The organism is Cellulophaga sp. BC115SP (genome assembly GCF_009905545.1).
GTDB classification, from domain to species: Bacteria; Bacteroidota; Bacteroidia; order Cytophagales; family Spirosomataceae; genus Flectobacillus; species Flectobacillus rivi.
This window is the reverse complement of record NZ_JAAALB010000016.1, coordinates 81,904-95,276: the sequence shown is the minus strand read 5'-3', so window position 1 is coordinate 95,276 and position 13,373 is coordinate 81,904. Positions and strand designations below refer to the sequence as shown.

Sequence of the window (13,373 nt, the reverse complement as noted above, 5' to 3'; positions counted from 1 at the left end):
AATATGCCATTTTATGATTGATAAATTCAGTTCATATCAATCATCGGTGGGTTATGGATAGACTAAATCTCATAAAAGGTCTTTGCTCCTCTATGGTTTGCGAAGTACAATTCCTTTCGAGTTATCTTATTGCTATTCATTAAAAAAGGCGGTCGAAAAACTAATTTCGACCGCCTTTTTTAATACTATATTTCAACATGACACTTCTTTGAGACGCAAAGCATTGCGTCTCTACTGGTGAATTTAGATTGAAAGAATAATCACTCATTCTCTCAATCTAAATTCACTAAATTTTACTCTACTGCTGGTTTCTTACGGAAGTACTTGGTACGAACTCGTTCGTTGATGTAATACATACAAGGTACGATTACAAGTGTAAGTACTGTCGAGAAGCTCAAACCGAAGATAATAGTCCAAGCCAAAATACCCCAGAATACCGCACTGTCACCACCAAAAGCAATATGTGGATTGAATTCGGTAAACATCGTTACGAAGTCGATACTCAAACCTACTGCTAATGGTACAAGACCCAAGATAGCGGCAGAGGCTGTCAACAATACTGGAGTCAAACGCACACTACCAGCTTCGATAATGGCTTCTTTTAATTCATATCCACGACCTCGAAGCTCGTCGGTAAATTCTATAAGGAGGATACCGTTTTTCACTACAATACCCGCTAAGGCAATAATACCTACGCCCGACATGATTACAGAGAATGTCATTCCGAATACCATAAAGCCTAACAATACACCAATCAATGATAACAAGATGGTACCGAAAATGATGATTGGTTTTGAAATAGAGTTAAACTGAATGGTCAAAATCAAGAAAATTAACAAAATAGCACCACCAAAAGCCGTTCCTAAGAAGTTGGCAGTTTCGGCTTGTTCTTCTTGCTCCCCACCCATTTTCACAGTATATCCACTCGGAATTTCTATATCCTTAATCAAATCATTGATTTGTGCTACAATTTGGTTAGCGTTATAACCTGCTACTACATCCGAACCTAGCGTTACAACACGTTGCTGATTCTTACGATTGATTTGACTAAAGGTAGTTGAGTAACTAATCGTTGCAATGGAGTTCAATGGTACTTGGCGCAAAACACCTCCCATGGTCATATCACGATAAGTGATATTCAAACTCAACAGTTTTTCGATTTGATTACGGTCGCTTTGTTTGATACGCAACTGGATTGGATATTCATCTTTATCATCACGGAATTTTGAAATCTCCGAACCAAATAACGCTGTACGAATCGCCAAGGCTACTTGTGAAGAAGAAATCCCTTCTCTTTGAGCTTTTTGCTTATCAACGTCAACGATGATTTCAGGCTTGTTGGTAATCAAATCACTTTTTAGTTCATCAATACCTTTGATTCCTGACTTTTCGATTCTTTCTTTAACGTCTTTTTCAAGTTTTTGTAAAACCGTAAAGTCATCCCCAGCGATTTCAATGGCAATTGGCTTACCAGTTGGAGGACCATTACGCTCTCTTTCTACTGAAATCTCACTGCCAGGAATAGGAGATTTTTTAAGCTCATCACGAATTTCTTGCAAAATACTTTCCGACGAAATTTCTCCACGTTCTGTCTTTTTCACAAATGCTACCGTCACTTTTGATTTTTGTGGAGTAGCCGAACGATCTGGGTTCGTTGGGTCACCTGCGTTTTTACCTACGTTCGAGATTACTGAGTTAACAGCTATTTCGGCTTTGTTTTTCTTGATAATATTGAATACTCTTTTCTCAATAATCTTCGTGATCGAGTCAGTTTTGCGTGCATCGGTACCTACAGGCATTACGTTGTAGATATACACATAGTCAGGGTCACCACTAGGGAAGAAAATTACTTTTGGTTGCACAATTCCCATCATGATGAAAGTAAATATCAATAAACCAAAAGTAGCAATTACAACACCAATCGGACGTTTGCCATGAATTACCCAAGCAACAACCGCACGATAACGATTTTTGAATGCAGGAAGTGCTGTTTCTTGGAAAGGTACGATGATTTTTGGCGATAAGATAAAGTGGTTGAAAAGGTATAATGCAAGGATAAACACAAACAAGTTACCAAGTCCAAAGTTGATGAAATAACCCACTACCGCCAACAATCCCATAACAATCAGAGGCTTTTGCAAAGACTTAATACCTTCTACATGGTGTGTTTCTTCGTCGTGGCGTTTCATAAACGATACCGCAAACACAGGGTTCATTACATAAGCCACCAACAAGGAAGCAAACAACGTATAAATCAAGGTAATAGGTAAGAATTTCATAAACTCACCTACAATACCTGGCCAAAACAATAAAGGTACAAATGGTGCAATCGTGGTAAGCGTACCTGACAATACTGGTAAGAATACCTCTGATGCCGCTAATTTTACGGCTTCAACAATGCTCAACTTACGGAATTGGTTAAAAATACGGTGTGAGTTTTCGATTACCACAATGGCATCGTCTACCACAATACCCAAACCTAGTAAGAAAGCAAATAATACGATAGTATTGAGCGTGAACCCTGAGAAATACAAAGGAATAAAGGCAATCAACGCTGATAATGGTACCGACAGACCTACAAAGATGGCATCGCGAACACCCATAAAGAACATTAGGACGAATACTACAAATAGAAAGCCTAGAATTACGGTATTCACTAAGTCATCAATATCGGACTTTGTACGTTCTGATGAATCGGCAGTGATTTGTACTTTTACACCTTGTGGTAAACGAGTTTCCTCATATTTGTCCAAAATCTTTTCAATTTGCTCTGAAGCCGAAATCAAGTTGGCTCCACTACGCTTAATAACGTTAAGGGTAATAACCGAACGGTTATCTAAGCGAGCAAAATCCTGACGCTCCTCATGACTGTCTATTACCTCTGCAACGTCACCTAAGCGAATCATTGCACCTGATGACGAACGCAACATGATGTTAGCGATTTGGTCAACCGTTTTGAATTCTCCTTTTACACGAAGTGTACGGCGTACGCCATCGACATTAAGATCACCACCCGAAATGTTGATGTTTTCACCTTGAACAGCCATTTGAATATCTGTAAAAGATAATCCTGAAGCCTGCGCTTTGTATAAGTCTAGGTTGATTTGAATTTCACGATTCAATGCACCGACGATATCTACACGGGTAATTTCAGGTAAACCTTCAATCAAATCTTGTAATTCTTCTGCATAATCTTTTAGCTTTCCTAAAGGATAATTACCCGCCAAGTTGATGTTCATAATCGGGAATTCCGAGAAGTTCACATCTTGTGCCGTTGGTCCTGAATCTAGCTTTTGAGGTAAATCTTTCTTCGATTTATCTACCGCATCACGCACACGCTGTAACGCATCCTCAACCTTTACATTGGGGTTAAATTCAATCAAAATAACCGAGACATCTTGCAAGGCATTTGATTTGATACGTTTTACCCCTTGAATCGTTTTTAATTGCTTTTCAATGGGTTTGTTGATTACGTTTTCAATATCCGCAGGAGTTGTACCAAAGTAGACAGTTTGCACATAAATCTGTGGTACTTTAATGTCTGGGAATTGCTCTTTGGGAAGGCTTCCGTAGATACCTAAACCCGCTAAAAACACCATAAAGGTGAAAAGGTAAACAGTGGTTTGGTTGGAAGCAAGCCATCCAATCATCTTATAGATTCCACCACTACCATGAGGTAATTCTTGTATATCTTTTTCTTGATTTTCCATTTTAATAGAGATAGTTATACAGCCATTGGCTTGGCGCTATGGTCTGCCGACAAGCCAATGGCTTGCCTATTTATCTTTAGAAATGCTATTATTGAGATTGGAATGTGGATAAATAAAAGTTATCCACATTCTTAAGGCTCGTGTGGATTAGTAACTCAAAGGAGTTCCATCAACTAAGTCTTGGTATCCTTGCGTAATCAAAAGTTCACCTGCTGAAAGTCCTTCAAGGATTTCGATATTGCCATTATAGCTCAAACCAGTTTTTACTTTACGACCACGTGCTACTTTTTTACCATTTTCGGTAACAGCTACATAAACGATATTGCCTAATTCTGTATTCTGAATTAAGTTTTGAAGAATCACGATTGAGTTTGCTTTTGACAAGTCATTAATCGTCATGATAGCTACTTGGTTAGGCTTTAATTGACCGCCCAAGTTTGGTACTTTAGCTTCTACGCCAAAAGTTCTTGAAACTGGATCAACTAAGGCGTCAACTACGCCTACTTTTGTATTCAATTCCTTGTTAATATCTGGGAATTTCACATTTAGGGCATCACCACGTTTTACAGAACCCAAATAGGTATCTGCTACTTTACCTACAACTTTCAAATTACCTACATTTACTAATTGGAAAATAGGTTGTCCTGGCATACCCATTTCACCTACTTTCTGGCGAACAACCTCAACTGTTCCAGCGATTGGCGCATATACTTTAGTCATCGCCAATTGAGCTTCCATCGTTACGATACGTTTTTCGAGTGCTTCTTTATTAGCTTTTGCTTGAAGGTATTGTACTTCAGTACCAATTTGTTGATCCCAAAGTGCTTTTTGCTTGTTGAAAAGTGTAACGGCTAAGTCTAATTGTTGCTTGATTTCAGCCATAGACTGTTTTAAAACAGTATTGTCGACAGTGGCTACTAATTGTCCTTTTTTCAAAGCTTGACCTACCGTTACTAAAACGCTAGTCAATTGTCCACTCATTTGTGGGGTAACCTGTACAATGTTTTCAGAGCTTACCAAACCTTGAACTTCTACGAAATGCTTGAAGCTTTGTGCTTGAATTGGGCTTACAGATACTGCTACGATTTTCTGTTCTTCTTTTTTCTCTGTTTTACCTAACTCTTTTTCTAAGCCTTTAATTTTAGCTTCAATTTCTTGCTTCTGAGATTTTAGGGCTTCTAATTCCGCTTTTTTATCAGTTGATTTATTGCAGGCTGCCAATAAGAATAAGGCAGAGGCTATTGCTAAGTATTGCTTTTTCATTATTTCTTTTTTGCGATTTTTAGTATTAGGGATTATTCTACAAATAACTTGCCTTTGGCTTTGTCAAGATCAACTTTAGCAATTAGGACGTTATATAAAGTAGCAAAATAATTGTTTTGAGCTTCTTTGTATGATGATTCAGCATTGACTAATTCTAAGTTTGTGCCAACACCTTGTTCATATTTGATTTTGGTTACACGAACAACCTCTTTTGCCAAATCCATATTATGCTTTTGTTCTTGAAGCGTTTCATAGGCATTTTTCAAGGTAATTTGACCTTGTTTTACCTGTAAGTCAATACTATTTTGTAAGAAGGTAAAGTTTTCTTTAATCTTCTGTACAGCATTGGCAGATTGGATAATCTTGTATTTTTTGGCAAAACCATCAAAGATTGGAACTTGGATAGAGAAGCCAAGTGTAGCGGCGTTAAACCAAGGTTTCGTAATTAAGTCACCAAATTGTGGACGACCCGTCGAATAGCCATACGTACTTGTAAGAAATACTTTTGGCAAATAACCTGCTTTTTGGTTTTTCAAATCTAGTTGAGCCAAACGATCTTGTGTTTGCAACATCGAATATTCTATACGGTCACCATATTGGAAAGGAGTTTCGTTTTCTGGTAAAAACTCATTTAAGTTGACACTGCTCAATTTGTCGGTAACTACCACTGGTTCAGTTAGGGGTAAACCCATCTGAAATTTGAGCAAGTTGTAACTTAATTCTTGTAAACGTTCTACATTTTTGTACTCAATAGAAAGATTATTCTTTTGTACCTCTAAACGTTGTACGTCAAGCTTTTCAACAAATCCTTGTAGATTCAAGGCTTTAGTCTGGTTGAAAAGAGAGTCAAGGCGACCCATATTGAGCTTAAGAATTTCTAAACGCTCTTCATTGACAAGAATACCGTAATAGGCCTTCGTAACATTTTCAGCAATTTGCTGTTTGGTTTGCGTGAGAGACTTAGCCGATAGTTCTTTGTAAACATCTGCGGCTTTTAAGCCTAAGGTATACGAACCATCAAATAATAACTGGCTCAAGCTTGCAACGGCATTACCACTATTACGTACACCAAATTCAGCTGCTACTACATCGCCTTCTTTGGCATTTGGGTCAAATGTTTTGGCTGGAATAAATACCCTTTGGATGATAAGGTTGTTGGTGTAACCAATATTTGCATTTACTTGTGGCAAGCCCATTGCTTTGATTTCATTTACCTTAGCACTGGCATTCAATACATCAAGTTGTGCGGTTTTTACATTCGAATGGTTCTTTACTGCATAATCTATCGCCTCCTTAAGGGTGTAGCTTTGTTGGGCACGAGCTACTACCGAAGTAAGCAATATACTGAAAGTCAGTAAGCTACTTTTAAGTTTAGTTTTCATTTTTGACTAGATAATTAGTAAATTTTTAAAGAACATATATGCTACGAGTATCTGTTAAAAGAGGATTACTCAAGTGCCTTAAGTAATAGAAAGGCAATTACTCATTAACTCAATAGATTGAGATAGTTATTATAGAGTTTGAGACCTTCGTCCGACAATACACCTCTGATGAAATGGTCAATCAAGGCGATTTGAACTTCAATAAACGAAAATCTATCAGGTGGAAAAACTTGCATGTCAAATGCAATAAAAATTGATTCTAAGTGTAGTTTGGCTATAATTTCTACTTTAATTTCTGGTCTAAACAACCCGTCAGCAATACCTTTTTCAAGGTCTTTAATCATCTGAGTCAGAATAAAATTCTGTTTGTGCTCCATGAATAAATTCCATGCACGAGGGTGATATTTCTTGATGTCGTAAAGCATCGTTGGATTGATTTCGCAAAACGACTTTTTGAGCATTTCAATAGTTTTAACCATTTTTTCGACCACATTCTTCGAACTGTCATTCATGGTTTGGTACTCACACTTATCTTCTTCTAATTGATGTACTGCAACCTGAAAAACTATCTCGTCTTTATCCGAAAAATGTTGATAAATGGTTTTCTTAGAAATCCCCAACTCTTTGGCAATGTCGTCCATCGTTATAGATTTTACTCCATAACGCATAAACAAACGACCGCTAGTTTCAATAATTCTTTCCTTCATTTCTAATATGTAAAATTGCTAATGACCTGATTATATGGTAGGTTTTGCAAGTTTATCAGAGGTTGGAAACTTTCATGATTTGAATAGTTTCTGAAGGCAAAACTATGGAAACTTTAAAAAGGTTCAAAGTTTTCTGTGATTTTTTGTAGAAATGTTCTACCAGTATGATGAATGGAAATGGGTATGGATAAGTGGTAAAATGTTGATAAAGAAGATTTTGTATAATGTAATTATATTATGAAATTTTATAACAAATTGTATTTTATTTAGGCTTACTTGAAGAAGGAGAAGGAAAAGGAGAATGGATAAACATCAAGATGTTAATGAATTACTATAAGAAAAACTATAAACTTTCAAAAAGTTTGTGATATAATCAGAAGGTACTCAAAATCAAAGATATGAAGTCTTATGTACTCTTGAGATAAACAATTTTTTCTGAAAGCTTACAGTCAATCAATGATGATACTAGAATTAAGTTAGTGGGCAAATACCCGCAATAGGCATTAAGCTTTATGCCGTAGGCTAAATGTTGAAAATAGTTTCTCTTAAAATAATGAAAGCTTTTTTGCCTAATGCCTACGGCTTACTGCATAAAGCGTTACATTCATTCTTATCTACCAAAGTCATCTTGTAAACGAACGATGTCTTCCTCGTCAGATGGTGTTTCTGGGTCAGTATGTTGCCAAATTTCTGCAACAACTCCCCACGACTCCAAACCGATTAATCTATGGCGTTCGCCTTTATCCATTTGAATAAAGCTACCAGATTCTAATCTTTTTACTTCATCGCCTTCTTCGTCAGTTGGGCTGATTTTTACGCCTACAGTCGTTCCTGCAATGACTTTCCAAATCTCAGCACGACGGAAATGGTATTGCCAAGAAAGGCGTTTTTCTGGTGCAACAACCAAAATCTTTGGGCTTAATTTATTAGTAATCTGAATGTCAGACATTTCCAAATGAGGAAAATACGTACTAGCAAAAGCAGGAGCTTGAGTTTCGTCAATAACAAAAAAACCACCCCAAGGACGGGTTTGGTCTTGTTTAACTACATTAAAACCAAGCGTATTTAATTCCGCAGCGATTTGTTCGAAAATTTCTTCTTTACTTGAGTTGGGAGAGATGTTTAGGTTCATAAGATAATTGTTAATTGAATGGATATGTAATCATCACAAAGAGATCATCTTGTGAAATTTATACCCTGTTGAGGCGCTATGCAATACAACATAGCGTGATTATACACACAAAGTTACAACCCTTTGCTTACAGATAAAGCACCTTAAAATAATTTCGTTTTTCCTTAAAGAATATCTCCATTTTGTACAATTCATTTTTAGTGCCGTTTGTTAAAATACTGAATGCTAAGTATTTGATGCCATATCCTCTAATTTGATATTTGCATAAACCTTGTATGTCAAAAATTAATAGCTCAACATCCCTCTTATGAACAACAATTGCCCAACCCACTTGACCATTGGGAGGAAATATTTCTATTTTTCCCAAGACATTATGTATTTCGAAGGTTCTATTAATTACACCTTCGTGCATTTACAGACAGGTAGAAAAGACGTTATGGCTCAGACCATAGGACGCGTTGCTACCAAAACCGACGAAGGATTTGTTCGAATTAGCCGTAAGCACCTCGTCAATCGCCAGTACATTCGCGTTGTACATCGCGACTATGTTGAATTGCTCGATAAGAGTATTTTACCAATTGCCCGTCGTAGACGAGGTAATCTTTAGAAACTGATTGGAAATAACGAGATACTAATGTGAAAATTTATACTGTTTTACCTAATAAAAAAGGAGTGACTCGTATGAGCCACTCCTTTTTTATTAGGTAAAATTTTGAAAAATTAGAACTTTATGGAAATCTCAAATCCAAAATAATACTTACATACTCCAACCTTGACGATATTCTCTTTTTACAAATTGATTAGCTTCATCAAAATTGGTAATACGCATATTTTCACCATCCCATAATAGTTTTTTACGTCCTGGATAATCATATTCTTGTAGCCATTGTTTATCCTTTTTCGGAGTACGATAGAAATAACTACGAATGGCCAAATTACCCATCAATACTGTTTCGGACATAGGGCCTGCATAGTCAAATGATGAACTTAACGGTTGATGTTTGCCATATCCATCACGACAAGCTTGTAGCCATTGCTGATAATGTCCTTCGTTGTCGGCACCCACAACTCTTGGAATAGAAATAGGAAGTTTATCACCCTTTTCCTTGAGTTTGGCTTCTGGCCAAAGCGATGGATTTGCACCATATACGCCACACATCATTACACCTTTAGTCCCTATTAGTAACACTCCGCCGCTCCAGTCACCTAGTTTTACATCGGCAGGAATTTCTTCTGGACGTTCAGGCATAAGTCCTCCGTCATACCAAGTCATTTTTACAGGCTCTTTTCCTTTTCTTGGAAATTTGAGGTGAATCATAGATGACGCTGGGAAGCTTTCTGGAAAATAACCTTGTTTAAAAGGTCCTGTCCACACGTCGCTAATGCTACATTCTACTTCTGAAGGATACCCGAGTCCTAGTACACGATAAGGAGGGTCCATCATGTGACAAGCCATATCGCCTAATGAGCCTGTACCGAAGTTAACCCAACCACGCCAGTTGAATGGGTGATACCCAGGGTTATATTCTTCATAGGCTGCTGGTCCTAACCACAAATCCCAATCCAGTTCGCTTGGTACATCAAATTTGCCTTGAGGTTTGGCTAAGCCTTGTGGCCACACAGGGCGGTTTGTCCAAGCATGCACTCGATTTACTTCTCCAATCAGGCCAGCTTTGTACCATTCCATCATACGACGAACTCCATCGCCCGATGAACCTTGATTACCCATTTGCGTTACCACCTTATTTTCACGAGCTGCAATGGTCATTTTACGAACCTCTGCAATGTTATGAGCTAAAGGCTTTTGTACGTAAACATGTTTTCCCATTTGCATAGCCGCCATAGCAATCACATAGTGCGTATGGTCTGGTGTAGACACAGTCACGGCGTCAATGTTATTTTTTTCGGCTTCTAAAAGTTTTCTGAAGTCTTTGTAATACTTAGCATTAGGGAATTTTTTGATGGCATTAGCCGCCTGACGGTCATCAACATCGCATAAGGTAGCGATATTGTTACGACCATTATCCCAAGCGCCGTTCAAGTCTGTCCAACCTTTGCCACCACAACCAATAGCTGCGATGTTAAGTTTGTCAGAAGGTGCCGTGTAGCCCTTGCCGAGCACATGACGAGGAACAATGTAAAAACTTCCGAGTGTCAAAGAAGCGGCTTTGAGGAAGTCTCTTCTTGATGAACTGCCAGCACTACCTGATGGCAATTTTGTTGAATCAGTCATTTTAATAGAAAATTAGGTTGAAAAAGAAGACGCAATAGGTCGTTTTGAAGGACTTATAAATATACTTAAAAAGTGCTTTACTCAAAGCTATTATGAAAGGAATTACTTGTTGTCCTTATATGTCGGTATCGGTAAATTGTTACAAAATCCAAAATACTAGATTAAATTTGTAAAGCCTAAAAGGCTTATTCTGGTATTTGCTTCAGCTCAAACTTTTAACCAAAGACTATTTCCGATGAATTTTGAAACATTAGCTATAAAAAGCACCCAAATGACCGATGCCAATGCAGGTGCAGTTGCTTCGCCTATATATCTCTCGACTACTTTTGAAAGAGAAACTGACGGCTCGTATGCACATGGGTATATCTATGCGCGAAATGATAATCCAAACCGCCAATTGCTAGAAAAAAGTTTAGCTGTTCTTGAAGCTGGAGAAGTAGGATTTGCCTTTGCTTCGGGAATGGCCGCTACAACTGCCTTGTTTCAGTCTTTCAAGTCTGGTGACCATATCATTACACCCGATGACGCCTATTTTGCTACAAATGTATTGATCGAAGAAATTTTTTCGCACTGGGGACTTACGCTGACCAAAGTAGATACGACCGATTTGGAGGCAGTTAAGGATGCAATTCAGCCTAATACTAGATTGATTTGGCTTGAAACTCCCTCTAACCCTCAGCTGAAGGTTTCGGATATTGCAGCCATTGCAGATTTGGCACATCAACATGGAGCTTTATGCGCTGTAGATAATACTTGGGCGACGCCTGTGCTACAACGCCCTTTGTTGTTAGGAGCCGATATTGTCATGCATTCAACTACAAAATATTTTGGTGGACATGGCGACGTATTGGGTGGAGCCTTGATTTTAAAAGAAGATGGAGAATTAGCCAATAAAATTAGAACAATCCAAAAATTGACTGGTGGAGTTCCTTCTCCATTCGAATGTTGGTTGGTGGCAAGAGGAATCAAAACATTGTCTTTACGGGTAAAAGCGCAAACTTCCAATGCTCAACAATTAGCAGAATATCTAGCACAGCATCCAGCCATCGAAGCCGTGCATTACCCTGGCTTGCCATCACACCCGCAATATGCTATTGCTCAAAAACAAATGTCACAGGCAGGAGCCATGTTGTCGGTACAAGTAATGGGAGATGCTATCAATGCAATGAATGTGACTGGAAAACTACAATTGTTTACTACCGCAACGAGTTTGGGAGGAGTCGAAAGTTTAATCGAGCATCGCAAATCGGTTGAAGGACCAACAAGTCCAACGCCAGATAATTTGCTACGCGTTTCAGTAGGTTTAGAAAATATAGAAGATCTAATAGCTGACTGGGCTCAGGCGCTTCAGTAATCAATTAGAGCTTTGAGCTTTCAGGATTCGGCTTTCGGGTAAAAACAAAAAATAGCATTTTCCCGATTTTGTTCGATTACTGATAGCTCAAAGCTTATTCTTTAACTATACTTTTAATCAAGTTCTATTTCTTGGTGCATCTGTGGGATTTCGATGTGTTGGTATCCCTCTTTCTCTAATTTTCCTTTGAATATTTCTTGTGTATCTAGCTCGCCATGAACCAAGAATATGGTTTTGACTTCTTCTTTATTTTGACATGATAAATAAGAAATAATTTCTTGATAATCAGCATGAGCTGAGAAAGAGTCCATCACTAACACTTCTGCTCTGACATCATGATTTTCTCCGAAAATATGTACCTGTTTCGCCCCCGATTTTAACTGTCCTCCCAAACTATCTGGAGAAGTATATCCTACCAAAAGAATACAACAACGAACATCGTTTATATGATTAGCAATATGGTGTTTGATTCGTCCAGCTTCTGCCATACCTGATGCCGATATAATGATACAAGGCTCTGGGCTATCGTTCAATTTTTTGGATTCTTCCACTGAACTTATGTAGTGTAGATTCGGGAAGCCAAAGGCATCACCATCGCCTTTTTCGAGATAAGCTAATATTTCAGGATTAAAACATTCGGGGTGATTTTTCATGACCATTGTAGCGCTTACCGAAAGCGGCGAGTCTACATATACTTTAATTTTGGGTAAATGCCCTTCGGTTTCAAGCTGATCTAGTGCATAAACTAGCTCTTGAGTACGGTCTATTGAAAAAGCAGGAATAATCAGTTTGCCTTTTTGTTCTACACAAACTCTTTTTACAATTTTGAGCAAACTTGACTTTACATCAGCTTCGGGCTCATGCAAACGTGAACCATACGTAGACTCACAAATGATATAGTCAGCTTGTGGAAAAGGTTCTGGACTTTTGAGAATTTTGTCGTGTGGTCGACCAATATCTCCTGAAAAGAAAACATGAATCGATTTTTCACCTTCTTTGATTGTTAAAGAAATGGCCGCCGAACCAAGAATATGCCCCGTATCGGTAAAATAGGCTGATACTTCTTCACAGATTGAAACCTCTTCACGAAAATTGACGGCTTGCATTTGCGCTATAGTTTGTGCTACATCGTCTTCAGTATATAGATTTTCGAGTAAAGTTTCGCCCCTTTTTTCACGACGCTTATTGATTCTTGCCAAGTCATTTTCTTGAATCCTTGCCGAATCTCCAAGCAATAACGTAGCTAAATCTTTGGTAGCAGAGGTACAAAAAATCGGTCCTTGAAAACCTTTGGCAACCAATCGAGGCAACAAGCCCGTATGGTCGATATGAGCATGCGATAAAATGACATAATCTATTTCGGATGGTTCAAACCCAAATTTTTGGTTCATATCCTGTGTATTCAAACCCTGAAATAACCCACAATCTAGTAGAATTTTAGTGCCTTTTTCAGTAATTAGCAAGTGCTTCGAGCCCGTCACTCGTTGTGCGGCTCCGTGAAATTGAATTTTCATATTATCAAGTCTAGGAAATTTTAAGTTACTTAGCTGTTCATAAAACAAGCCTTATTTTTACAATTTATCAAAACATTT

9 protein-coding genes are annotated in these 13,373 nt (G+C 38.0%); 2 read left to right on the top strand and 7 right to left on the bottom strand.

What is annotated here, in order from left to right; translation table 11 throughout:
• Positions 1–293 precede the first annotated feature (293 nt).
• The 5 genes from GVN22_RS13820 to GVN22_RS13800 form a co-directional block, all read right to left on the bottom strand.
• Complete coding sequence (locus tag GVN22_RS13820; RefSeq protein WP_205690896.1) at positions 294–3,710, bottom strand: efflux RND transporter permease subunit; 3,417 nt, start codon at positions 3,708–3,710, stop codon at positions 294–296.
• 147 nt (positions 3,711–3,857) lie between these two features.
• Positions 3,858–4,973 carry an efflux RND transporter periplasmic adaptor subunit gene (locus GVN22_RS13815; protein WP_166551595.1) on the bottom strand — a complete coding sequence of 372 codons (1,116 nt, stop codon included), beginning with the start codon at positions 4,971–4,973 and terminating at the stop codon, positions 3,858–3,860.
• A 32-nt stretch (positions 4,974–5,005) separates the two neighbouring features.
• Positions 5,006–6,355, bottom strand: coding sequence for a TolC family protein (locus tag GVN22_RS13810; protein ID WP_205690895.1), 1,350 nt, complete (start codon positions 6,353–6,355; stop codon positions 5,006–5,008).
• 104 nt (positions 6,356–6,459) lie between these two features.
• Positions 6,460–7,062 carry a TetR/AcrR family transcriptional regulator gene (locus GVN22_RS13805; RefSeq protein WP_166551594.1) on the bottom strand — a complete coding sequence of 201 codons (603 nt, stop codon included), beginning with the start codon at positions 7,060–7,062 and terminating at the stop codon, positions 6,460–6,462.
• A 610-nt stretch (positions 7,063–7,672) separates the two neighbouring features.
• Positions 7,673–8,194, bottom strand: a complete 522-nt coding sequence (locus GVN22_RS13800; RefSeq protein ID WP_166551593.1) for a phosphoheptose isomerase — start codon at positions 8,192–8,194, stop codon at positions 7,673–7,675.
• A 307-nt stretch (positions 8,195–8,501) separates the two neighbouring features.
• Here GVN22_RS13800 and GVN22_RS13795 point away from each other — a divergent pair, with 307 nt between their 5' ends.
• The gene (locus tag GVN22_RS13795) at positions 8,502–8,801 is read left to right on the top strand and encodes a LytTR family DNA-binding domain-containing protein (RefSeq protein WP_166551592.1); all 300 of its coding nucleotides are present in this window, start codon (positions 8,502–8,504) and stop codon (positions 8,799–8,801) included.
• A gap of 150 nt (positions 8,802–8,951) precedes the next feature.
• On the opposite strand, the gene GVN22_RS13790 is transcribed toward GVN22_RS13795, so the two are convergent.
• Positions 8,952–10,427, bottom strand: a complete 1,476-nt coding sequence (locus GVN22_RS13790; protein ID WP_166551591.1) for a Gfo/Idh/MocA family protein — start codon at positions 10,425–10,427, stop codon at positions 8,952–8,954.
• Positions 10,428–10,662: 235 nt separating this feature from the next.
• On the opposite strand from GVN22_RS13790, the gene GVN22_RS13785 reads away from it, so the two are divergent.
• Positions 10,663–11,781 (top strand): PLP-dependent aspartate aminotransferase family protein, encoded by a 1,119-nt coding sequence (locus GVN22_RS13785; RefSeq protein WP_166551590.1) that lies wholly within the window; start codon positions 10,663–10,665, stop codon positions 11,779–11,781.
• 113 nt (positions 11,782–11,894) lie between these two features.
• On the opposite strand, the gene GVN22_RS13780 is transcribed toward GVN22_RS13785, so the two are convergent.
• Positions 11,895–13,295 carry an MBL fold metallo-hydrolase RNA specificity domain-containing protein gene (locus tag GVN22_RS13780; RefSeq protein ID WP_166551589.1) on the bottom strand — a complete coding sequence of 467 codons (1,401 nt, stop codon included), beginning with the start codon at positions 13,293–13,295 and terminating at the stop codon, positions 11,895–11,897.
• Between the last annotated feature and the right edge of the window lie 78 nt (positions 13,296–13,373).

Coding starts and splice junctions, on each gene's coding strand:
- GVN22_RS13820 (WP_205690896.1), bottom strand. CDS start 3,710: ATGGAAAATCAAGAAAAAGATATACAAGAATTACCTCATGGTAGTGGT.
- GVN22_RS13815 (WP_166551595.1), bottom strand. CDS start 4,973: ATGAAAAAGCAATACTTAGCAATAGCCTCTGCCTTATTCTTATTGGCA.
- GVN22_RS13810 (WP_205690895.1), bottom strand. CDS start 6,355: ATGAAAACTAAACTTAAAAGTAGCTTACTGACTTTCAGTATATTGCTT.
- GVN22_RS13805 (WP_166551594.1), bottom strand. CDS start 7,062: ATGAAGGAAAGAATTATTGAAACTAGCGGTCGTTTGTTTATGCGTTAT.
- GVN22_RS13800 (WP_166551593.1), bottom strand. CDS start 8,194: ATGAACCTAAACATCTCTCCCAACTCAAGTAAAGAAGAAATTTTCGAA.
- GVN22_RS13795 (WP_166551592.1), top strand. CDS start 8,502: ATGAACAACAATTGCCCAACCCACTTGACCATTGGGAGGAAATATTTC.
- GVN22_RS13790 (WP_166551591.1), bottom strand. CDS start 10,427: ATGACTGATTCAACAAAATTGCCATCAGGTAGTGCTGGCAGTTCATCA.
- GVN22_RS13785 (WP_166551590.1), top strand. CDS start 10,663: ATGAATTTTGAAACATTAGCTATAAAAAGCACCCAAATGACCGATGCC.
- GVN22_RS13780 (WP_166551589.1), bottom strand. CDS start 13,295: ATGAAAATTCAATTTCACGGAGCCGCACAACGAGTGACGGGCTCGAAG.